Raw genomic sequence first — 19,996 nt, forward strand, 5'->3', positions numbered from 1 at the left:
GGTTCGCCAAGACCGGCGTCGACTCCGAGGTGGACCGGCGGCTGTGGTGCGGCCCGGTGCAGGTGCCCGGCACCGGCGCCTCGACCGACTGGGTGCCCGTGCCGCTCAAGGAGGTCGGCAAGACCGACGACGAGGTCCGCTTCGAGGTCCAGTCGCCGCAGGTGCCCGAGAGCGGCAACCGCAGTTCCCCGGTGGGCACGCTGATCCGCACCGACGGCAAGCAGTTCGACCCGGCCAAGCAGCAGGACCTGACCGCGGGCAGGGACTTCCTCGCCGTGCTGCCCGACGACGGCAAGCGGTCGAACTCCGACCTCGGGCTCGGCAACGTCGACGTGCGGGTGCGCGACGACCTGCTCTCCACGGCCGTGACCGGCTGGGCGAACCCGGACCTGTGGCACACCTCCGACGGCACCGTGCGCGCAGAGCCGGGTTCCCGGCTGCGCGTGCTGCGGATGAAGGTCGAGAAGCTCAACGAGACCGACAGCGGCTACCTGCGCACCAACTGGCAGGGCTTCGCCCCGCAGCCCTCCGAGCTCGCGCTGGAGCTGCCCGGCAAGCGCCAGGTGCTGCCGCAGGACCGCCTGCCGGCCAACGGTTCGGTGTTCGTCGTCTACACCGTGCCCGACCCGCAGGCCGGCACCGAGACGCTCGCGCTGGGCACGCTCGGCGCCAAGTCGCTGGAGCAGCGGGTCGAGGTCCCGTCCGGCAAGCGCGCCGAGAACCCGCCCGCCGTGCTGCTGCGCGCGGCCGGTCCGGCGCAGTTCGCCGAGCAGACGCAGAAGTTCCGGCTCGGCGGCAACGCCATGGGCATGAAGGTCACCGGCGTCAAGCTCGGCCGGCAGCGCCCGGTGAAGCTCGGTCCGAGCCAGTACGACGTCGCCACGGCCTCCGCGCCCGACAAGGCGCTGCTGGAGGTCCGGCTGGAGGCCACCGGTGACGTGCCGGACACCGCGGGCGGCCTGCTGACGAAGGACCTGGTCACGGTGACCCTGCCGGACGGTTCGGCGGCACCGCAGGTCGGTGCCCGCTACGACGGCGGCCCGCTGCCGTTCGCGGTCGTGGTGGAGATCCCGGCGGACACCCGCTCGGTCTCGGTGGGGCTGGTCGACGGCAACCCCGACCTGCCCCGGCTCGGCAAGGTCGCGCTGGTGCCGGTCGACGCGCGCCTCACGCTCGCGCTGGAGTTCTGAGCGAGCATCGCGGCGAGCGCCAGCCAGCCCACGACCACGGCGACCAGCCCGCCCCAGCCCCACTCGCCGAACGCCGTGCTGCCCGCCGTTCCGCCGACGCTGCTGCCCACGTAGAAGCCGAGCAGGTACAGCCCGGACGCCTGGCCGCGGGCGTGTTCCGGAGCGCGCGCACCGACCCAGGCGCTGGCCGTGGCGTGCGCGGCGAAGAACCCGCCGGTGACGACCGCCAGCCCGAGCGGCACCCACACCAGGCTCGCGAGCGCGCCCAGCGCGAGGACCCCGATGCACGCGAGCAGCACCCTGCCGCGGCCGAACCGGTCGGAGAACCGGCCCGCGAACGCCGACGCCACGCTGCCGACGCCGTAGAAGAGGAAGACCAGCGACTCGATCCACGTCGGCCCGCCGAGCTGGAAGCCGACGACGTTGTAGAACGAGATGAACGACCCGACCAGCAGCACCGACACCGCGTAGAGCGACAGCAGCACCGGGTCGCGCAGCGCCGCCTTCAACGCCCGCGGCGCCCGCTTCGGCCGGGTGCGCGCCGGCGGCAGGAAGAACACCACCACGGCCGCAGCCACCAGCCCGAACACCCCCGCCGCCAGCAGCGAGCCGCGCCACCCCAGCCAGTCCGCGGTCAGTCCGGACGCGAGCCGGCCGAGCATGCCGCCCGCGCTGTTGCCCGCGATCATCGCGCCCATCGCCGCGCCGAGGCCGCCGCCGCCGTCGAGCTCGTCGGCCAGGTACGCCATGGCCGCTGCGGGCACCCCGGCGACCGCCGCGCCCTGCAGCACGCGCAGCACCAGGAACACGTCGTAGTTCGGCGCGAACGGCAGCGCGAGCCCGACCAGCCCGGCCAGCAGCACGCTCGCGACGATCACCGACCGTCGCCCGATCCGTTCGGACAGCGCCGCGACCGGCACGACCACCAGCGCGAGCGCCAGCGTGGACGCCGAGATCGCCAGCGACGCACCGCCCGGCCCGAGCCCGTACTCGTCCGCGATCAGCGGCAGCAGCGGCTGCGGCGCGTACAGCAGCGCGAAGCTCGCGAGTCCGGACGCGGCGATGGACGCGGTCAGCCTGGTCATGCTTCCGACGCTAAAGCATCCGTCCAATACGGAAATGCGTCAGAATCAATCCGTGGACGAATTGGAGCTGGCTCCGAAGCTGGCCGTGCTGAAAGCACTTGCCGCCGACGAGCACGTGACCCGTGCCGCGGAGCGCCTCGGCCTGCCGCAGCCCACGGTCAGCCGCTGGCTCGCCGAGCTCGGTGACGCACTGGGCGCCCCCGTCGTGGTCAGGTCCGGCCGCCGCGTCCGCCTGACCCGCGCGGGCCGCCTGCTCGCCGACGCCGCCACCCGGTCGCTGGCCGCGCTGGAGACGGGCCTGCGCGAGGTCGAGGAGGAGCTCGACCCGGAGAAGGGCCGCGTGGTGCTCGGGTTCCTGCACATGCTCGGCCGCTCGGTGGTGCCGGAGCTGGTCCGCGGCTTCCGCGCCGAGCACCCGCACGTGCGGTTCGGCCTGGTCCAGGACGCGCGTCAGGGCGTGGTGGACAAGCTCGTCTCCGGCGAGATCGACCTCGCGCTGGTCGCCCCGCCGCCGTCCGGCCCCGAGTTCTCCTCGGTGGTGCTGTTCGAGCAGGAGCTGATCGTCGTCGTGCCCGCCGCGCACCGGCTGGCCGCGCGCGGGGCGGTGCGGCTGACGGACCTGCGGGACGAGGACTTCATCGTCCTGGAGCACGGCTACGGGCTGCGGCAGATCACCGACGACCTGTGCGCGGCGGCCGGGTTCACGCCGCGCATCGCCTTCGAGGGGCAGGAGACCGAGACCGTGCGCGGGCTGGTGGCGGCGGGACTCGGGGTGGCGTTGCTGCCCCACCCCGAGTTCACGCCACCGGCAGGCGTGCGGGAGCTGCCGCTGACGCCGCGGTCGAGCCGGGTGTTCGGGTTGTCGTGGCTGACGGACCAGCCGCTGCCACCGGCGGTCAGGGCGTTCCGCGAGCACGCCCTGCGCACTCACGAGGTCCAGCGCTGAGTCCCCGACCACGTGCGCAGGTACGACTCCGCCCCGCCCAGCAGGTCCGCCACGACCTGGTCGCCGCCGAGCTGCCGCACCTGCTCGACCCAGTCCGGCAGCAGCCCGATGTGCGCGCCGCCGTCGGTGTTGACGTCCCACACGCGTTCGCCGGTGCGCTGCCGGTCCACCAGCGGGCCGTCCGGGTAGCTGCGGAACGGGTAGATCACGCCGGTGCGCGGAGCCGGGTGGGAGCCGACGCCGTTGAAGTCGGAGCCGAAGCCGAGGCCCACGTCGTACCTGCGGCGCAGGGCCTCGGTGGCGGCGGCCTGGGCGACGTAGCTGTCGGGGTCGTTCTCGTAGCCCGCGATGAACCCGCCGAGCCGGTAGACCTGCTCGGTCCACTGCGCGTCCATCCAGCCGTGGCTGGACAGGACACCGGGGTAGCGCGCGGCGGCGGCCAGCTCCAGCGTGCGGCCGGCGGCCTTCACGCTCATGTGGTCGACCTCGATCATCATGTGCCTGCGCATCATGCCCTGCACCGCGTACTCGCCCAGCGCGGTCAGGCCGCGCACGTTGCAGCGCCGGTCCGGGTCGTACGCCGGGGCGACGACGGTGGCGGGGATCAGGGCGTTCGGGCCGGCGAAGCCGATGGGGTTGTCCTGCTGCGGGCCCCTGCACCGCTCGGTCTGCCACCACGTGCCGGTGCGCAGGAACTGGCCGGCGTTGAGCACGCCGCCCTGCACGCCGGAGTCGAAGCGGACGCCGCACAGGGCGTTGTCGAACTTGTGGCACAGGAACGCGCTGCGCACGCCGAGCGCGTAGACCTCGTCGAGACCGCGGTCGATGTCACCCCGGCCGCACAGCGGGAGGTCCAGGAGCTGGCGGCAGCCGAACAGCTCCGAGGTCTCGATGCCGAGGACGACGGCGAGCTTGCCCTGCTCCACGACCGACCGCGCCTGCTCGGACGTCGTCACGATCCGGAACCAGCCCTTGCCGGGGCCGCCGAACATCCGGTCGACGTGGTCCTGCAGCTCGTACGTGCGCTTGGCCTGCAGCCGCACCGACGTCATCTCGTCGCACGGCCGGTCCTTGAACGGGTAGATCACGCACAGCTCGGCGTTGCTGGTCAGGTCCGTCACCAGGATTCGCTGGCCGCCGCGCCACGCCCGCTCCAGCCAGGCGTAGTAGTTCTGCTGGTGCGAGACGGTCGTGTACGACGGCCAGTCGCGGAACGTCGGCCAGCCCACCGGGTCGTGGCCGTCGAGGTCCGAGGTCACCACGGCCTCGAAGATCGCGCCGAGCCCGGCGGGGTGGTGCTCGGGGCAGTCCCGCAACGCCTCCGGCGCGCCACCCTCGGCGAACGGCGCGCCGCAGATCAGCCGGCCGCCGAACGCCTCGCTGGTCATCAGGTGGTTGTGCGCGTCGACGAGGCCGCGCACCCGGCCCTGGCCGTCGGTCCCGCGGAACGGCTCGCCGGTCACCCCGATCTGCGAGTCCTGCGCGGGCCGGGCCACCGGCTCCCACCACGGCGTGCTCGCCACGGCGGGGGTCAGCGCGGTCAGGAGCAACGAGACGGCGAGTGCCAGGCGGAGTAACACGAGCGCTCCTCTACGGCGTTGTGAAGGAGCTCACATCATGCCGTGAGGCACCGCCGTCTCGAACGGTCCGATCGGCTACTAACGCGAAAAATGTTCAGCAACTTCGACGAGGGTCCGCGCACCGAAGCCCGTGGCGCCCGCGACGACCTCCTCGTAGACCTTCTCCGACCGCGCCGGACCCGCGATGTCGAGGTGCGCCCACGGCACGTCGCCCGCGAACTTCTGCAGGAACAGCGCCGCGGTGATGCCGCCGGGACCGGGCGGGCACTGCCGGTAGTCGGCGATCTCGCTGGTCACGGCCTCGACGTGCTCCTCCAGCAGCGGCATCCGCCACCACTTCTCCCCCACCCGCGCACCCGCGTCGACCACGGTGCGGGCCAGCGTGTCGTCAGCGGTGAACAGGCCGCCCGTGCGCAGGCCGAGCGACACCTTCATGGCACCGGTCAGCGTCGCCACGTCCACGACGAGGTCCGGCTTGAGCGTCTTCACCGCGTACGCCATCGCGTCGGCGAGCACCATGCGGCCCTCGGCGTCGGTGTTCTGCACCTCGGTGGTGGCGCCGCCGTAGTGCCGCACGACGTCGCCCGGCCGGTACGCCGAGCCGGAGACGTGGTTCTCGGCGCACGGCACGAGACCGGTGACCCTGATCGGCAACCCGCGCCGGGCCACGGCCAGCAGCGCGGAGATCACCGTGGCGCCACCGGCCATGTCGGTGCGCATGAGGTGCATGCCGTCGGCCGGCTTCACGGAGATGCCGCCGGTGTCGAACGTGATGCCCTTGCCGACGAAGACCAGGTGCGGGCCGGTGCCGCCGTCGTAGGTCAGCTCGACCAGCCGCGGCGGGCGGGACGAGCCGCCGCCCACGGCGAGGACGCCGCCGAAGCCCTGCTGTGCCAGCCACTTCTCGTCGCGCACGACGGCGGACAGGCCGGGCACCCGGTCGGCGAGCTTGGCCGCGGTGGTCGCGAGCCAGCGCGGGTCCTTGACGTTGGACGGTGTGTTCGCGAGGTCGCGGGTCAGCGCGGTGGCCGTCGCGAGCGCGTGCGCCTTCAGCGCGGCGGAGGTCAGGACCTCCTCGAAGCCCTGGTCGGGCGTCACCAGGCGGAGCGAGCCGACCCGGCGGGGCGCCTCCTCGCCGGTGACCTTGAAGCGGTAGCCGCCGAGCGCCGCGCCCAGCACGAACGCCCGCACCTTGTCGGCGTCGAAGTCGGCGGTCAGCAGCACGTCGGCGGTCTTGGGAGCGTCGTCACCGCCCAACGCGCGCACGAGCGCCGCACCGGCCGTGCGGTAGTCGCTGAGCGTTCCGGTGCCCACACCGAGCGTCCACGTGCCGGTGGCCCGGTGGCGGACCGCCTCGCCGGCCTTGCCCGTCAGGTCGGCGGTGTCGATGCCCTCGCCACCCGGACCGAGCGCGGGACCGGTGCCCGCGAGCACGACCGCCGGCACGTTGCGCCGCGGCGTCACGGCCACCTCGACGTCCACGAGCTTGGTTGGCACTGCCGGAACCGTCGACCCCACGACCTGGACCTCTCGTTGTGCATCAGGGACCGCTCATTCTCACCCAGCGGCGCGGCCGTTCGCCCCCGCCCCTGGTTGCAACAAGCGATGCCCCGGTCTCCACTGTGGAAACCGGGGCTTCACGTGCTTCTCTCGCCGGGTGCCTCAGCCGGCGGCGGCCTTCAGCGCGTCGCCCAAGGCGCTGGCCTCGTCCGCCGACATCTCGACGACGAGGCGCCCACCACCCTCGAGCGGCACGCGCATGACGATGCCGCGTCCCTCCTTGGTGACCTCGAGGGGACCGTCGCCGGTCCGGGGCTTCATGGCCGCCATCGCGTGCTCCCTCCGTCAACTCTTCCCCGTCCGGCCAGGCCGGATCTGCTCCATTCTCCCCTATCGCGACTCAGGGGCGAAACCGAACCGATCTTTTGGCGAGTCCGGGTGACAGTTGTGGATCTTCACTTGTCCCTGGTCAGTACCCGGTTTCACGACCGCGCAACACTTTCGGCACTCCACGGCGCGGCGTGACAGACTCAACAGGGTGCGAGCCCGTTCCGCGCTATTCGACGTCTACGGCGGCCACCTGCGCGAACGCGGTGGTGCCGCCACCATCGCCGCCCTCGTCCGGCTGCTGGAGCCGCTGGGGTTCGCCGCGCCCGCCGTCCGGACGGCGGTCTCGCGCACCGTCCGGCAGGGCTGGCTGCACCCCGTGCGGCTGCCCGACGGGCCCGGCTACGCGATGACACCCCGCGGGGAACGGCGGCTCGACGAGGCCGCTGCCCGCATCTACCGCACCCGGCCGTCCACCTGGGACGGTCGCTGGCACGTCGTGGTACTGGAGGAGCTGCCCGGCCGCGACTCGCGCGACCACCTGGCCTCCGAGCTCCAGCTGCTGGGCTACGGCGCCCTCGGCCCGGTGACGTGGATCGCACCCCGGCCCTCGCCGGAGCTGGCCGACGTGCTGGCCGCCGGAGAAGTTCCCGCACGAACTTTTCACGGTTCACACGACGGCGCGGACGCCGAGCTCGCGGCGAGGGCCTGGGACCTGGACGGACTGGGCCGCGACTACGCCGCGTTCGTCGCGCACTGGCAACCGGTGGTGTCCGTTGTGGACGAATCGGACGACGCGGCCGCCTTCGCCGCCTCCCAGCAGCTGCTGCACGCGTGGCGCAAGTTCCTGTTCCGCGATCCCGGTCTTCCTGCTGAACTGTTGCCCCAGGACTGGCCGGGCCGGGCGGCAGCGTCGTTCTTCGACGAACAGACGCTGCGGCTGGCACCGGGCACGAGCCGCTTCGTCGACGAGTGCCTGCGCCCGGTCCGCAACGTTTCCACTGCTTGATGGAGGTCCCGAGTGTCCGAGCTCCTCGTCGACGACGCTGACGGAGTGCGCACGTTCACGTTCAACCGCCCGGAGTCGTTCAACGCGTTCACCGTCGCGTTGAAGGTGGCGTTCCTGGAGGCGTTGAAGGAGACGGCTGCCGACTCCTCGGTGCGCGCGGTGGTGATCACGGGCGCCGGCCGGGCGTTCTGCGCGGGCCAGGACCTCAAGGAGCACATCGGGTTGCTCCAGGCCGGTGACCCCGCGCCGCTGCACACCGTGGAGCTGCACTACAACCCGATCGTGCGCGAGCTGATCGGCATGCCGAAGCCGGTGATCGCGGCGGTCAACGGCAGCGCGGCCGGCGCGGGCGCGTCGTTCGCCTACGCGGCCGACCTGCGGATCGCGGGCGCGTCGGCGAAGTTCCTGATGGCGTTCGCGAACGTCGGGCTGACCGCGGACTCGGGTGCCTCGTGGACGTTGCCGCGGCTGATCGGGCACGGCCGGGCGATGGAGATGATGCTGCTGGCGCAGCCGGTCGGTGCCGAGGAGGCGCTGCGGATCGGCATGGTCAACCAGGTCGTGCCGGACGCCGAGCTGCTCTCCACCGCGCACCTGCTCGCCGCGAAGCTCGCCGCCGGTCCGACGACGGCCTACGCGAAGATCAAGGAAGCCCTCGCGGCCGCCGCCGACGGCACGCTGGAGGACGCGCTGGAGGCCGAGCGCCGCACCCAGGCCGACTGCGGCGCCACCGCCGACCACCGCGAGGCCGTGGACGCGTTCGTGACCAAGCGCGCCCCGAAGTTCACCGGCCGCTGACCCCTGCTTGTTCCGGCATCTGCAAGTACCACCAACTCGCAGTTGGCAGTACTTGCAGATGCCCTCAGGAGGAGGCGCGGAAGCAGGTCGCGATGTGGTCGTCGACCATGCCGGTGGCCTGCATCAGCGCGTAGCACGTGGTGGGGCCGAGGAACTTGAAGCCGCGGCGCTTGAGCTCCTTGGCCATCGCCTTGGACTCGGGCGTGATCGCGGGCACGTCGGTGATCGTGGCGGGGCGGACGTGGTCCTGCGGCGCGAACGACCACAGCAGCGCGTCGAGGTCGAGGTCCTGCTCGGTGATCACGCGGGCGTTGTGGACCACCGCGTCGATCTTCATCCGGTTGCGGACGATGCCGGCGTCGGCCATCAGCCGTTCGACGTCGGCCGGTCCGAAACCGGCGACCAGCTCCGGGTCGAAGCCGGCGAACGCGGCGCGGAACGCCGGCCGCTTGCGCAGGATCGTGATCCACGACAGCCCGGACTGGAACGCCTCCAGCGACATCCGCTCGTACAGCTCGTTCGTGCCGTGCAGCTCGACGCCCCACTCGGTGTCGTGGTAGTCGACGTAGTCCGGCGTGGAGCCGCCCCACGGGCAACGCTCACGCTCGCTCATGGCTCTCCGGCTCCAGCTCCCGCACGCGCGCCCGCAGCGTCTCCACCTCGGTCGCGAGCCGTTGCAACGCCCAGTCGACCTCGCTCATCTTGTAGCCGCGGAACACCTGCTGGAACTTCAGCTCGCGGACGTCCTCCGCGGTGATGTCGTCGGCCGGCAGCCGCGTGGGCGAGGCGCCGGGCGGCAGCGGGGCGAGCTCCTCGCCGCGCCCGAACACCAACGCCGCGAGCAGGAACACCACTGCCGCGACGGCCACCATCACGATCAGGTAGATCAGGGCGTTGGTCACGCGACGATCGTGGCACAGCTCAGGCAGCGGCGAGCGAGCAGACCGAGCCGGACGATCACGGTCCAGGTGATGAGGCTGGCGACGCTCATCGGCACCGACTGCAGCAGCCGCGCCGGGTCGAGGTGCGCGGTGGCCGCGATGATCGCGAGGTTGCCCGCGAGCACCATGCCGACCGCGCCCAGCGCCACGCCCGCGCCGAGCCGGGCGAGCAGCCTCGTGTCGCACGTGCGCGCGAGGACCCGGCCGAGCACGAGGGCCACCAGCGCGATCCCGGACGCGACACCGCCGGCCAGGTCGTTCGCCTTGGCGATGAACAGGTACCACTGCGGCGGCACCGTCCCGAAGTCCTGCCACGGCCCGATGAGCAGCATCCGGACGAGCTCCCACGCCATGTGCAGCAACGGCAGCACGATCGCGAGCCAGATGAGCGTCCGCGTGCCGTACGCGACGGCCAGTTCGGCCTGGTACTCGTTCGCGATCTCCTTGACCGGCCCGAACTCCGCGACGGCGCGCCGCTGCGCCTCCTGCTCGGTGAGACCGCTCTCGACGTGGGCCTCGGTGGCGTCGGACAGGCTGTCGCGGGTCTCCGCGAGGAGGTCGCGGACCTGCCGCTTCGAGCCACGCAGCCGGGACCCGAGGTCGGTCACGTACCGGTCGATCACGCGGTGGTCGATCACGTCCGGGCCCACCCGCCACCACCTCCCAGCACCCCGTCGATGACCGTAGTGAACTCCCGCCACGCGGTGCGTTCGGCGCTCAGCGCCCGCTGGCCGGCCGAGGTGAGCCGGTAGGTCCGCCGCTTGCGCCCGCCGACCGTGCTCCAGTCGCTCGTGACGTGGCCCGCCCGCTCCAGCCTGCGCAGCGCGGGGTAGACCGTGCCGGTGGGCAGGTCCAGCGCACCGCCGCTGAGCTGCTGCAACGCCTCGATGATCGCGTAGCCGTGCAGCTGCTCGCCGTCGAGCGTGGCCAGCAGCAACGCGTCCAGGTGGCCACGCAGCGCGTCGGGCTTCATGAGTAGCGACTCTACTGATGCGCCGCCTCCGGGGAGCCCTGAGATGTCCCTGATGTTGCGGCAGATCCGCCTTGCTGTAGGCACGCTACATATAGCGTCCCTACTCATGAGCGCAGCAGACCTCGCCCGTCTCCAGTTCGCGTTGACGACGTCGTTCCACTTCCTGTTCGTGCTGCTCACGCTCGGGCTCGTGACGCTGCTGGTGGTCATGCAGACCCGGTACGCGGTCACCGGGAACCCGGTGCACGAGCGGATGACGCGGTTCTGGGGCCGCGTCTACGTCATCAACTACGCGCTGGGCATCGTGACGGGCATCGTCATGGAGTTCCAGTTCGGCCTGAACTGGTCGGGGCTCGCGACCTACGCGGGCGACGTGTTCGGGGCGCCGCTCGCGCTGGAGACGCTCGTCGCGTTCTTCCTGGAGTCGACGTTCCTCGGCCTGTGGATCTTCGGCTGGGGCCGGCTCAACCGGTGGGTGCACCTGAGCCTGCTCTGGCTGACGGCGTTCACGGCGTTCGCGTCGGCGTTCTGGATCATGGCGGCGAACGGGTTCCTGCAGCACCCCGTCGGCTACCGGGTCGAGGGGAACGTGCTGCGGCTGGACGACTTCTCGGCCCTGCTCACCAACCCGACGTTCACCAGCGCGCTGATGCACGTCGTCTTCGCGTCGATCACCACCGGCGGCGTGTTCGTGACCGGCGTGTCGGCCTGCCACTTCCTCCGGCGCACCACCGAGACCGACTTCTTCCGGCGGTCGCTGCGGCTGGGCGTGGTGAGCACCGCGCTGGCCACGCCGTCGCTGATCGGCGCCGGGTTCGCGCAGTTCCCGGTCATCGCGCGGTACCAGCCGGGCAAGGCCGACGCGGCGCAGTGGCTCGGCGCGCCACTCGGGTTCATGATCATCATCGGGATGGTCCTGACGGCGGTCAGCTGGCTCACGCTGCCGCTGCTCCTGCGGGACGCGGTGATCCGCCTGCGCTTCCCCCTGCACCTCATGGTGGTCGGCATCCCGCTGCCGTTCGCGGCGGCGGTCTTCGGGTGGGTCTTCCGCGAGGTCGGCCGGCAACCCTGGCTCGTCCAGGGGCTGCTGCGGACCGAGGACGCGGTGTCGCACGTGGACGCCGGGCAGGTCCTGTTGTCCCTCATCGTCTTCACGTCCCTGTTCGCCGTGCTGGCCGTCGTCGACTGGACGCTGATCGCACGCGCGGTCCGCCGCGGTCCGGACACGACGCCCGCCCCTGTCTCGCCGTTGGTGGTGACGCTCTGATGGAAGCGCTGTGGCTGACGGTCCTCGGCACGCTGACGGCCGGCTACTTCGCGTTGGCGGGCTTCGACTACGGCAGCGGACTGCTGCTGCCGTTCCGCCGCCGGGACGAGGTGCTGCGGAGGATGACGCCGTTCTTCCTCGGCAACGAGGTGTGGCTGGTCGCCGCGGTCGGGGTGCTGTTCGCGGCGTTCCCGCGGCTGGAGGGCGAGCTGTTGTCCGGTGCGCACAGCGTGTTCACGCTCGTGCTGGCCGGGCTGGTGCTGTTCATGGCCGCGGTGCAGCTGCGGTTGTGGTGGTGGCTGGTGTTCACCGGCGCGCTGGCGGTGTCGGTGGGGTGGGGGCTGTTCCTCGCGCACCTGCTCGACGCGCCGTGGCCCGTCGCGCTGGTGATGCCGGTGCTGTTCGCGGTGCACGGGTGGGTGTTCCAGAGCGGCCACCGGCGGCTGTTCCCGGTGACGGCACTGCTGTGCGCGCTGCCGATCCCGCTCGCGTTCACCCGTGTCGACACGACCGGGCTCATGGCGCACGCCGACACGCTCGGCCTGCTCGCGTGGGTCGCGGTCCCGGTCATCCCGCTGGTGGTGGTTGTGCAGTGGTCGATCGTCGCCATCTCCTCGCGCTGATCCCGGTCCCGTTCCTGGTGCTGGCGCAGGCGGAGCTGCTCGCGTCGGTGCTGGCAGGCGGCACCGGGTACGCCCTGCTGTGCCTGGTCGTCGGCGCGCGGGTGCTGGTGTGGTGGGGGCACCGGGAGTGGGCGCACCGGGCCGCCGAACGCACCCGCACCCGGCTGCGGGAGGCGTTCCTGCGCGACCCCGGCACCAGGGCCGGCGAGGTCGCGACGCTGGTCACGCGCGGCGTGCACGACGTGACGCCGTACGTGACCGGGTACCTGCCGCAGCAGGTCCTCGCCGTCGTGGTGCCGCTGGCGGTGGTCGTCCGGCTGGCGTTCGCGGACCTCGCGGCGGCGCTCACGATCCTCGTCACGCTGCCGTTGGTCCCGGTCTTCGGCGCACTGGTCGGCGCGCACACCCGTGAGCGGACCGCACGGCAGTGGGACGCGCTGGCGACGCTCGGCGGGCACTTCCTGGACGTCGTCAAGGGCATCGGCACGCTGCGGGCGTTCGGGCGGGCGCGGGCTCAGTCGGCGACCGTGCGCGCACTGGCCGCCCGGCACCTGACCGAGACGATGTCGGCGCTGCGGGTCGCGTTCCTGTCGGCGTTCGTGCTGGAGCTGGTGGCCACGATGGCGGTGGCGCTGGTCGCCGTGCCGGTCGGGCTGCGGCTGCTCGGCGGCGGCGTGCCGCTGCACACCGCGCTGCTCGTGCTCTTCCTGGCGCCGGAGGCGTTCCTGCCGTTGCGCGCGGCCGGTGCGCAGTACCACGCCGGCGCGCAGGGCCGTGCGGTGCTGGACCGGGTCCCGGTCCGCGCCGAGCACACCGGGGTGGCGCCGCCGGACCTCGCCCGCGCCGAGATCGTGCTGGACGGCGTGAGCGTGCGCAGCCTGCGGAACTTCTCGCTGCGGATCTCCCCCGGCGAGCGGATCGCGCTGGTCGGCCCGAGCGGCGCCGGCAAGAGCACGGTCCTGGGGCTGCTGCTGGGGTTCGTGCGACCCGACGAGGGCCGCGTGCTGGTCGGTGGTGTCGACCTCGCGAAGATCGACCACGCGCAATGGCTCGCCGCGCTGTCGTGGGTGCCGCAACGCCCCACGCTCGTGCCGAAGGACCTCTCCTCCGGCGAGCAGCAACGGGTCGCGCTCGCCACCGCGCTCGACCGGCGCCACGCCGGGCTGTTCCTGCTGGACGAACCGACCGCGCACCTCGACGCGGAGACGGAGGCGCTCGTGCTCGCAGCGGTCAGGGAGTTCACCAGGGGCCGCACCGCCGTGGTCGTGGCGCACCGGCCGGCGCTGCTCGCCGAGGTCACGAGGGTGGTGGCGGTGTGAGGCTCGCGATCGTCGTCGGCACCCTCGCCGAGCTCGCCGGCGTCGGCCTCACCGCGACCGCCACGTGGCTCGTGCTGCGGGCCGCCGAGCACCCGCCGGTGCACGCGCTGACCGTCGCGATCGTCGCGGTCAGGGCGCTCGCGCTGGCCAAGGGCGCACTGCGCTACCTCGAACGCCTCACGAGCCACCGGGCCGTGCTCGGCGAGGCCGTCGAGCTGCGCGGCCGGGTCTACGACGACCTGGTGGCGCGCCGGCACGTCCCGTCCGGCACCGCGCTCACCCGGATCGTCACGAACGTCGACCAGCAGCTCGACGCCCGGCTCCGCACGACGTTGCCGTGGTGCACCGCCGTCCTCGCCGGCGTGGTCGTGGTGGTCGTCTCCGGCTTCTCGGTGCCGCTGGTCGCCGGTCTGCTGGTGAACCTCGGCCTGCTCCCCTGGCTCGCCACGCGGCGGGCGGAGGACCTGACGCCGTTGCGCGCCCTGCTCACCGAGCAGACCACCGAACTGGTGCACAGCCGTGAGGAGCTGATCGCCCACGGCCTCTACGACGCCCGGTTCGCGGTGGCGGCCCGGACGGCGAAGACGTTGTCCCGCGAGGAACGCGCCCGCGACCTGACCCCGCTCGCCATCGCCGTCCAGTTCGGCGCGGCGCTGCTGGTGCTGGCGCAGCACGAACCCGCGTGGCTGGTCATGGCCGCCATCGCGACGTTCGAGATCACCGTCCCGCTGGCCGCGCTGAGCAGGCCCGCCCCCGAACCGACCGGCGAACCCGAGCCCTCCGAACCCGCCGACGTGCCGGTGCTGCGGGGGAAGACCGCGGTCGTCGGCCCGAGCGGGGCGGGCAAGACCACGCTGCTCAACGCCGTCGCGCGCCGGCTCGAACCCAGTGCGGGCGCGCTGGCCGACGCCCACGTCTTCCACACCACGGTCCGCGCGAACGTCCTGCTGGCCAAACCCGGTGCCACTCAAGAGGAACTGGACCGGGCCGCCGAGATCGCCGAGCTGGACCTCGACTGGGACCGGGTCGTCGGCGAACGCGGTGAGGAGATCTCCGGCGGCCAGCGGCAACGGCTCGTGCTCGCCCGGTCGGTGCTCGCCCGACCCGAGGTGCTGCTGCTGGACGAGCCGACCGAGGGCCTCGACCCCGAGCAGGCCGACCGGGTGCTCGGCAAGGTGCTCGGCCACTGCCGGGGAACGGCGCTCGTCGTGACGCACCGCGAGGAGCAGCTAGCGCTCTTCGACCACGTGCACCATCGGGGGCCGGTCCGCGACGACCACGTCGGTCGAGTCGGGTAGCCACTCGCCGTCGACCTGCACGAACTGCGTCAACGGCCCGGAGTCCGCGGACACCCCGCACCGGGCCAGCGCCGTTCCCATGATCTGCGCGGACATCACGCCGAGCTGCAGCAGCGACCGGTTGCGGTGCTTGCGCACGCCCAGGTTCACCTGCGCCAGCCCGGCCAGCCCGTGCAGGCGGTGCACGTCCAGCAGCAGGCCGATCTCCACGCCGTACCCGGCGGCGAACGGCACGGACTCCAGGAAGGAGCGGGTCGCCGCGTACTCGCCGCCGAGGGGTTGCACCACACCGGACAGCTCCGGCCGCAGGGTGTTCAGCAACGGCCGCGCCACCAGCTCCGTGACGCGCCCGCCGCCGGTGCTCTCCAGCCGCAGCGGCCGCCGGTAGAAGCCCTTCACCAGGTGCACGCCGGGGTCGAGCAGCAACGGCCCGAGCAATGCCGTGACGAACGCGGTCTCCGGGTCCACGAGGTCGGAGTCCAGGAAGACGACGAGGTCGCCGGTGGTCGCCGCGAGCGAGCGCCACAGCACCTCGCCCTTGCCGGGTACCGGTTCCAGCCACGGCACGACGTCCTCGCGCAGCACCACCCGCGCCCCGGCCTCCGCCGCCACGGCGACGGTCCGGTCGGTCGACCCGGAGTCCACCACCACCAGCTCGTCGACCAGCGTGCCGAGCAGCGGCCGCACGATCGCGACGACGGCGCCGACGGTCTCCTCCTCGTCCAGCGCCGGCAGCACCACGGACACCGTGCGCCCGCGCTTCAGCGCCACCAGCTCGTCGACCGTCCACGGGGGCTGCTGCCAGGTGTGCGTGCCGAACCAGGCTTCGACGGAGGGCAGCATCAGGCCAGCGCCCGCACCGCTCGGGCCGGCGGACGGGTGCCCGCCACGCTCGCGACCATCTCCACGACCTTCCTCGCCTGCCGCACGTCGGACGCCCGCACGGCGCGTGCTCCGGACAGCGCGGCCACCGTCGCGGCCGCCAGGGTGAAGTCCTCGTCGCCCGCGGGGACGGTCACGACGTCCAGCGTCCCGGTGAGCGGCGGCAGCTCCAGCTCGCCGTCGAACTCGACGACGTCGGCACCGTCGGCGACCGCCTGCTCCAAGGCATTCGCGCTGGTCAGATGCGCAACGACCAGCACCCGGTCTTTCGGCAGCTCACTGACGCGGAATCGGTTCACGCCACCCAGCGTAAACAGTGACCTGACTCACAGCTTCTTGCTACTCGCGAGTAGCCATCTGCTTTACTCCCGAACAGCAACCCTGTGTGATCTACGTCATGGTCAAGGAGGACCAGCGTGCGCCGGTCACTTGTTCTGTTCCTGGCACTCCTCACCACCCTGCTCGGTGCACCGGCGGCCATCGCGGCGCCGGGACACCAGATCACCTACCGCACCATCCCCGGCGTCGGCGGCACCGCGCTGAAGGCCTTCGTCATCGAGCCCACCGGCCGGGGTGACGGGCCGTTCCCGCTGCTCGTGATGCCGTCGAGCTGGTCGGTTCCGAACATCGAGTACGTCGGTGCCGCGGCCAAGCTCGCCAAGGAGTCCGGCTACGTCGTCGTGAGCTACACCAGCCGCGGCTTCTGGGACTCCGGCGGTGAGATCGACATCGCCGGTCCGGAGACCGTCGGTGACGTCAGCAAGGTCATCGACTGGGCGATCGCCCACGCCCGTGCCGACGGCACGAAGGTCGGTGCGGCCGGGATCTCCTACGGTGCCGGGCAGTCGTTGCTCGCCGCCGCGAACGACCGGCGGATCAGGGCGGCAGCGGCGCTGAGCACGTGGACCGACCTGGCCCGCTCGCTCTACCCCAACGACACCGTGAACAAGCAGGCCGTCGAGGTCCTGCTGGCGGCGGGCCACGCCACCGGGCGCCCCGGTCCCGTTCTGCTGGAGGCCGAGGACGCCTACCGCGACGGCCGGTTCCACGAGGTCGTGCCGATCTCCGCGGGCCGGTCAGCCGCCTCGAAGATCGCGCAGCTCAACGCCAACGGCACCGCCGTGCTGCTCGGCAACGCCTGGAACGACGGCATCTTCGCCCCCGGCCAGGTCGCGGACCTCTACTCGCGGCTGACCGGGCCGAAGCGGCTCATGCTCTCGCCCGGTGACCACGCCACCGCCGAGCTGTTCGGCGCGGCCGGTCTGCCCAACGAGATCTGGGAGTCGGTCGGCCGCTGGTTCGACCGGTACGTGAAGGGCACGGCCAACGGCATCGATGCCGAGCAGCCGGTGCAGCTCAAGCCCAACAACGGCGGCACGTGGAGGAAGTTCGGCGCCTGGCCGGACGGGGCCGCCGACACGGTGCAGCTCGAAGGCAAGCGGATCCACGCCGGCTGGAACACCGTCGCCGACAGCGGCACGATCCTGCTCTCCGGTGCGCTGCAAGGGTTCCTGAACATCCCGACCGGCGTCTCGCTGCCGTTCGTCGACCGCAACGTCGCCGGCGTCTGGTACGGGCCGCAGTACCCGGCCGGTGCCACGCTCGCCGGCACGCCGCAGCTGCGGTTGACGGTGACGCCGAGCGCGGAGGTCACCACGTTGTTCGCGTACCTGTACGAGGTCGGCCCGCTCGGACTGGGCGCGCTGGTCACGCACAAGCCGGTGAAGGTCACCGGTGCCGGCCGCACGCAGACGCTGGACGTGCCGCTGGAGCCGACGGTGTGGAACGTCGGCGCGGGCAACCGGCTGGCACTGGTGGTCGACACCGTGGACCCGCGGTACCTCAGCGAGTCGACCCGCGGCTCGACCGTCACCTTCGGACCGTCGAGCCTCACCGTGCCGAAGGCGTAAGAATGTCCGGGTGGACCTCACCCGGCAGCAGGTGCTCCTCCACCGGATCCACCAGCACGAGCTGGACCGGCGCGTCGGCGACGCGGCCGAGCTGGCGGTGTTCTCCCTGGGCGTCCAGGACAACACCGCCGGCTCGGCGTTGCTCAGCCTCGCCGCACGCCTCACCGCGCCGGCCACCGACGACTTCACCGTCACGTGGTCGGTGCGCGGTGCCCCGCACCTGCACCGGGCCGGTGAGCTGAAGGCGTTCGCCCGCGCGCTGTGGCCGTGGAGCGACGCCGACGCCCGTGCCCGCGCCTCCCGGCCGAAGGTCGACGACCTGCTGGCGGCGTTGCGGCACGTCGCCACGGCCATGCGGTCGATCGTGACGAAGCCGATGACCAAGGGCGACGTCAGCGCGGCACTGACCCCGTTGGCGCCGAAGCAGACCGTCGAGGACTGCCGGGGCTGCGGGACCGCGCACGTCAGCGACCCGATCTTCCGGCTCGCCGCGCTGCCCGCGGGTTTGCGAATCCTGCCCGAGTGCAAGACCGCCACGTTCGAACGGATTCACGGCTGGCCGGGGGTGCCGCGGCAGACCGCCGGGTTCGACGAGCTGGTGCACCGCTACCTGGCGCTGCACGGCCCGGCCGGACCGTCCGAAGTGGCCTCCTACTTCGGCACGACCGTGCGCGAGGTCAAGAAGAGGTGGCCGGACGACCTCGTCGAGGTGGCCGTGGAGGGGCAGCAGGCGTGGCTGCCGGAGGGTGTGGAGATCGCCGCCGCCGACCCGCCGGAGGTCAGGTTCCTGCCGCCGACCGACCCCTACCTGCAGGCGCGCGACCGCGACCTGCTGCTGCCGGACAAGGCCGCGCAGAAGGACGTCTTCCGCGTGCTGGGCCGGCGCGGCGCCGTGCTGGTGGACGGCGAGATCGCGGGCTCCTGGCAGGGCAGGGTGGTGTCCGGCAAGCGGTTCGCGGTGGCGGTCACGCCGTACCGGCCGCTGCCGGACCTCCTGCCGGAGGCCCAGTTCCTGGCCAGGGTCAGGGGACTAGCGGACGCAAGCGTCGAGAGCCGCTGACACGTCGCCGGTCACGACCAGCGAGGCCAGTGCGGCGGGCGAGACGAAACCCTTGTCCCGCAGCTCGGTCAGCCACTCGACGAGGCCCTTGTAGTGGTCGTCGACGTCGAGCAGCACGACCGGCTTGTCGTGCATCCTCAGCACCCCGGCCGTCCACACCTCGAAGAACTCCTCCGCGGTGCCGATGCCGCCGGGCAGCGTGAGGAACGCGTCGGCCTTGTCGTCCATCATCCGCTTGCGCTCGCGCATGGTGTCGACGACGTGCAGCTCGGTCGAGTCGGTGTCGGCGATCTCCCTGGTGGCCAGGCCCTTCGGGATCACGCCGTAGGTGCTCGCGCCGCCGGCGCGCGCCTCCCGTGCGACCGCGCCCATCATCGAGGTCTGCCCGCCGCCCCACACGAGGTTCCAGCCGCGTGCGGCGATCTGCCTGCCCACCTCGGCGGCGACGTCCACGTAGCTCTGGGGAACGGTGGCGAGACTGCCGCAGTACACAGCCACGTACATCAGTGTGCGTCCGCCCATGCCTTGTGCGCTTCCTTGACCACGCGCACCGCGTCGTCGATGTCGTCGGTCAGGTGCAGCAGCGCGAGGTCCTTCTCGCCGACCTTGCCGCCCTCCAGGACCGAGCTCTGGATCCAGTCGTACAGGCCCTGCCAGTAGCTCTTGCCGAACAGCACGACCGGGAACTTCGTGACCTTCTTCGTCTGCACCAGGGTGAGCGCCTCGAACAGCTCGTCGAGCGTGCCGAAACCACCCGGCAGGCAGATGAACGCCTGCGAGTACTTGATGAACATCGTCTTGCGGACGAAGAAGTAGCGGAAGTTCACGCCGAGGTCGACCCACGGGTTGAGCCCCTGCTCGAACGGCAGCTCGATGCCCAGCCCGACCGAGAACCCGCCGGCCTCCGAACACCCGCGGTTGACCGCCTCCATGGCGCCGGGACCGCCACCGGTGATCGCCGCGAAACCGGCCTCCGCCAGCGCTTTCCCGAGGTCGCGCCCGAGCTGGTACTCCGGGTGGTCCCGCCCGGTCCGCGCCGACCCGAACACGGTCACCGCGCTCGGCACCTCGGCGAGCGCCCCGAAGCCCTCGACGAACTCGGCCTGGATGCGCAGCACCCGCCACGGGTCGGTGTGCACCCAGTCCGACGGCCCGCGCGAGTCGAGCAGGCGCTGGTCGGTGGTGGTGAGCTCGTCCTTCTGGTCGCGGCGCAGCACGACCGGCCCGCGCTGCTTCTCCTTGGGATGCTCGTCCACCGCGCCGTTGCTGTTCTTCTCTTCCGTCATCC

General features: G+C 72.2%; 21 protein-coding genes. 9 read left to right on the forward strand and 12 right to left on the reverse strand.

What is annotated here, in order from left to right; translation table 11 throughout:
- Nucleotides 1-1,027: 1,027 nt before the first annotated feature.
- Complete coding sequence (locus ACZ7CD_RS13020) at nucleotides 1,028-2,275, reverse strand: MFS transporter (protein ID WP_470378942.1); 1,248 nt, start codon at nucleotides 2,273-2,275, stop codon at nucleotides 1,028-1,030.
- A 52-nt stretch (nucleotides 2,276-2,327) separates the two neighbouring features.
- On the opposite strand from ACZ7CD_RS13020, the gene ACZ7CD_RS13025 reads away from it, so the two are divergent.
- On the forward strand, nucleotides 2,328-3,221 hold the full coding sequence (locus tag ACZ7CD_RS13025) for a LysR family transcriptional regulator (RefSeq protein ID WP_458429297.1): 894 nt from the start codon (nucleotides 2,328-2,330) through the stop codon (nucleotides 3,219-3,221).
- Here ACZ7CD_RS13025 and ACZ7CD_RS13030 read toward each other — a convergent pair.
- The 3 genes from ACZ7CD_RS13030 to ACZ7CD_RS13040 form a co-directional block, all read right to left on the reverse strand.
- Complete coding sequence (locus tag ACZ7CD_RS13030; protein ID WP_470378943.1) at nucleotides 3,203-4,801, reverse strand: hypothetical protein; 1,599 nt, start codon at nucleotides 4,799-4,801, stop codon at nucleotides 3,203-3,205. The two genes, ACZ7CD_RS13025 and ACZ7CD_RS13030, sit on opposite strands and share 19 nt — an antisense overlap.
- Before the next feature lie 78 nt (nucleotides 4,802-4,879).
- Nucleotides 4,880-6,298 carry a leucyl aminopeptidase family protein gene (locus tag ACZ7CD_RS13035; RefSeq protein WP_470378944.1) on the reverse strand — a complete coding sequence of 473 codons (1,419 nt, stop codon included), beginning with the start codon at nucleotides 6,296-6,298 and terminating at the stop codon, nucleotides 4,880-4,882.
- A 165-nt stretch (nucleotides 6,299-6,463) separates the two neighbouring features.
- Nucleotides 6,464-6,631, reverse strand: coding sequence for a DUF3117 domain-containing protein (locus tag ACZ7CD_RS13040; protein WP_065914675.1), 168 nt, complete (start codon nucleotides 6,629-6,631; stop codon nucleotides 6,464-6,466).
- Between the two features lie 208 nt (nucleotides 6,632-6,839).
- On the opposite strand from ACZ7CD_RS13040, the gene ACZ7CD_RS13045 reads away from it, so the two are divergent.
- Together ACZ7CD_RS13045 and ACZ7CD_RS13050 are read left to right on the forward strand one after the other, a co-directional pair.
- Nucleotides 6,840-7,637, forward strand: a complete 798-nt coding sequence (locus ACZ7CD_RS13045; protein WP_360386194.1) for a PaaX family transcriptional regulator — start codon at nucleotides 6,840-6,842, stop codon at nucleotides 7,635-7,637.
- A gap of 12 nt (nucleotides 7,638-7,649) precedes the next feature.
- Entirely contained in the window at nucleotides 7,650-8,435 is a 786-nt protein-coding gene (locus ACZ7CD_RS13050) for an enoyl-CoA hydratase-related protein (RefSeq protein ID WP_360386192.1), read from the forward strand.
- Between the two features lie 64 nt (nucleotides 8,436-8,499).
- On the opposite strand, the gene ACZ7CD_RS13055 is transcribed toward ACZ7CD_RS13050, so the two are convergent.
- Genes ACZ7CD_RS13055 through ACZ7CD_RS13070 form a run of 4 tightly spaced genes read right to left on the reverse strand, consistent with a single transcriptional unit; the run spans nucleotide 8,500 to nucleotide 10,349 of the window.
- On the reverse strand, nucleotides 8,500-9,048 hold the full coding sequence (locus tag ACZ7CD_RS13055) for a DNA-3-methyladenine glycosylase I (protein WP_470369396.1): 549 nt from the start codon (nucleotides 9,046-9,048) through the stop codon (nucleotides 8,500-8,502).
- Nucleotides 9,035-9,337 carry a DivIVA domain-containing protein gene (locus tag ACZ7CD_RS13060; RefSeq protein WP_360386186.1) on the reverse strand — a complete coding sequence of 101 codons (303 nt, stop codon included), beginning with the start codon at nucleotides 9,335-9,337 and terminating at the stop codon, nucleotides 9,035-9,037. The genes ACZ7CD_RS13055 and ACZ7CD_RS13060 overlap by 14 nt, the downstream gene beginning before the upstream one ends.
- Entirely contained in the window at nucleotides 9,334-10,026 is a 693-nt protein-coding gene (locus ACZ7CD_RS13065) for a permease prefix domain 1-containing protein (RefSeq protein WP_470369397.1), read from the reverse strand. The genes ACZ7CD_RS13060 and ACZ7CD_RS13065 overlap by 4 nt, the downstream gene beginning before the upstream one ends.
- Nucleotides 10,011-10,349 (reverse strand): PadR family transcriptional regulator, encoded by a 339-nt coding sequence (locus ACZ7CD_RS13070; protein ID WP_360386180.1) that lies wholly within the window; start codon nucleotides 10,347-10,349, stop codon nucleotides 10,011-10,013. Before ACZ7CD_RS13070 ends, ACZ7CD_RS13065 begins: the two co-directional genes overlap by 16 nt.
- A 106-nt stretch (nucleotides 10,350-10,455) precedes the next feature.
- Here ACZ7CD_RS13070 and ACZ7CD_RS13075 point away from each other — a divergent pair, with 106 nt between their 5' ends.
- Genes ACZ7CD_RS13075 through ACZ7CD_RS13090 form a run of 4 tightly spaced genes read left to right on the forward strand, consistent with a single transcriptional unit; the run spans nucleotide 10,456 to nucleotide 14,856 of the window.
- Complete coding sequence (locus ACZ7CD_RS13075; protein ID WP_470378945.1) at nucleotides 10,456-11,616, forward strand: cytochrome ubiquinol oxidase subunit I; 1,161 nt, start codon at nucleotides 10,456-10,458, stop codon at nucleotides 11,614-11,616.
- Nucleotides 11,616-12,239, forward strand: coding sequence for a cytochrome d ubiquinol oxidase subunit II (locus ACZ7CD_RS13080; protein ID WP_360386174.1), 624 nt, complete (start codon nucleotides 11,616-11,618; stop codon nucleotides 12,237-12,239). Before ACZ7CD_RS13075 ends, ACZ7CD_RS13080 begins: the two co-directional genes overlap by 1 nt.
- On the forward strand, nucleotides 12,209-13,558 hold the full coding sequence (locus ACZ7CD_RS13085) for an ABC transporter ATP-binding protein/permease (RefSeq protein WP_470378946.1): 1,350 nt from the start codon (nucleotides 12,209-12,211) through the stop codon (nucleotides 13,556-13,558). Before ACZ7CD_RS13080 ends, ACZ7CD_RS13085 begins: the two co-directional genes overlap by 31 nt.
- Nucleotides 13,555-14,856 carry an amino acid ABC transporter ATP-binding/permease protein gene (locus ACZ7CD_RS13090; protein ID WP_470378947.1) on the forward strand — a complete coding sequence of 434 codons (1,302 nt, stop codon included), beginning with the start codon at nucleotides 13,555-13,557 and terminating at the stop codon, nucleotides 14,854-14,856. Before ACZ7CD_RS13085 ends, ACZ7CD_RS13090 begins: the two co-directional genes overlap by 4 nt.
- Here the strand turns inward: ACZ7CD_RS13090 and ACZ7CD_RS13095 are convergent.
- On the reverse strand, nucleotides 14,788-15,699 hold the full coding sequence (locus ACZ7CD_RS13095) for a glucosyl-3-phosphoglycerate synthase (RefSeq protein ID WP_458429307.1): 912 nt from the start codon (nucleotides 15,697-15,699) through the stop codon (nucleotides 14,788-14,790). The genes ACZ7CD_RS13090 and ACZ7CD_RS13095 overlap by 69 nt on opposite strands.
- Nucleotides 15,699-16,037 (reverse strand): hypothetical protein, encoded by a 339-nt coding sequence (locus ACZ7CD_RS13100; RefSeq protein WP_458429308.1) that lies wholly within the window; start codon nucleotides 16,035-16,037, stop codon nucleotides 15,699-15,701. Before ACZ7CD_RS13100 ends, ACZ7CD_RS13095 begins: the two co-directional genes overlap by 1 nt.
- 117 nt (nucleotides 16,038-16,154) lie before the next feature.
- On the opposite strand from ACZ7CD_RS13100, the gene ACZ7CD_RS13105 reads away from it, so the two are divergent.
- Entirely contained in the window at nucleotides 16,155-17,648 is a 1,494-nt protein-coding gene (locus ACZ7CD_RS13105) for a CocE/NonD family hydrolase (RefSeq protein WP_470378948.1), read from the forward strand.
- Nucleotides 17,649-17,658: 10 nt separating this feature from the next.
- Nucleotides 17,659-18,708: a winged helix DNA-binding domain-containing protein gene (locus ACZ7CD_RS13110; protein ID WP_470378949.1), complete on the forward strand. Its 1,050-nt coding sequence runs from the start codon at nucleotides 17,659-17,661 to the stop codon at nucleotides 18,706-18,708.
- On the opposite strand, the gene ACZ7CD_RS13115 is transcribed toward ACZ7CD_RS13110, so the two are convergent.
- Together ACZ7CD_RS13115 and ACZ7CD_RS13120 are read right to left on the reverse strand one after the other, a co-directional pair.
- Entirely contained in the window at nucleotides 18,679-19,212 is a 534-nt protein-coding gene (locus ACZ7CD_RS13115) for an LOG family protein (protein WP_360386689.1), read from the reverse strand. The genes ACZ7CD_RS13110 and ACZ7CD_RS13115 overlap by 30 nt on opposite strands.
- Nucleotides 19,212-19,994: an LOG family protein gene (locus ACZ7CD_RS13120; RefSeq protein ID WP_360386154.1), complete on the reverse strand. Its 783-nt coding sequence runs from the start codon at nucleotides 19,992-19,994 to the stop codon at nucleotides 19,212-19,214. Before ACZ7CD_RS13120 ends, ACZ7CD_RS13115 begins: the two co-directional genes overlap by 1 nt.
- Nucleotides 19,995-19,996: the final 2 nt, after the last annotated feature.

It is taken from the genome of Lentzea sp. NPDC036949 (genome assembly GCF_055608075.1).

Bases quoted from the DNA above. Each gene is read 5' to 3' on its own strand.
- ACZ7CD_RS13020 (WP_470378942.1), bottom strand. From the start codon at position 2,275: ATGACCAGGCTGACCGCGTCCATCGCCGCGTCCGGACTCGCGAGCTTC.
- ACZ7CD_RS13040 (WP_065914675.1), bottom strand. From the start codon at position 6,631: ATGGCGGCCATGAAGCCCCGGACCGGCGACGGTCCCCTCGAGGTCACC.
- ACZ7CD_RS13055 (WP_470369396.1), bottom strand. From the start codon at position 9,048: ATGAGCGAGCGTGAGCGTTGCCCGTGGGGCGGCTCCACGCCGGACTAC.
- ACZ7CD_RS13070 (WP_360386180.1), bottom strand. From the start codon at position 10,349: ATGAAGCCCGACGCGCTGCGTGGCCACCTGGACGCGTTGCTGCTGGCC.
- ACZ7CD_RS13075 (WP_470378945.1), top strand. From the start codon at position 10,456: ATGAGCGCAGCAGACCTCGCCCGTCTCCAGTTCGCGTTGACGACGTCG.
- ACZ7CD_RS13080 (WP_360386174.1), top strand. From the start codon at position 11,616: ATGGAAGCGCTGTGGCTGACGGTCCTCGGCACGCTGACGGCCGGCTAC.
- ACZ7CD_RS13095 (WP_458429307.1), bottom strand. From the start codon at position 15,699: ATGCTGCCCTCCGTCGAAGCCTGGTTCGGCACGCACACCTGGCAGCAG.
- ACZ7CD_RS13115 (WP_360386689.1), bottom strand. From the start codon at position 19,212: ATGTACGTGGCTGTGTACTGCGGCAGTCTCGCCACCGTTCCCCAGAGC.
- ACZ7CD_RS13120 (WP_360386154.1), bottom strand. From the start codon at position 19,994: ATGACGGAAGAGAAGAACAGCAACGGCGCGGTGGACGAGCATCCCAAG.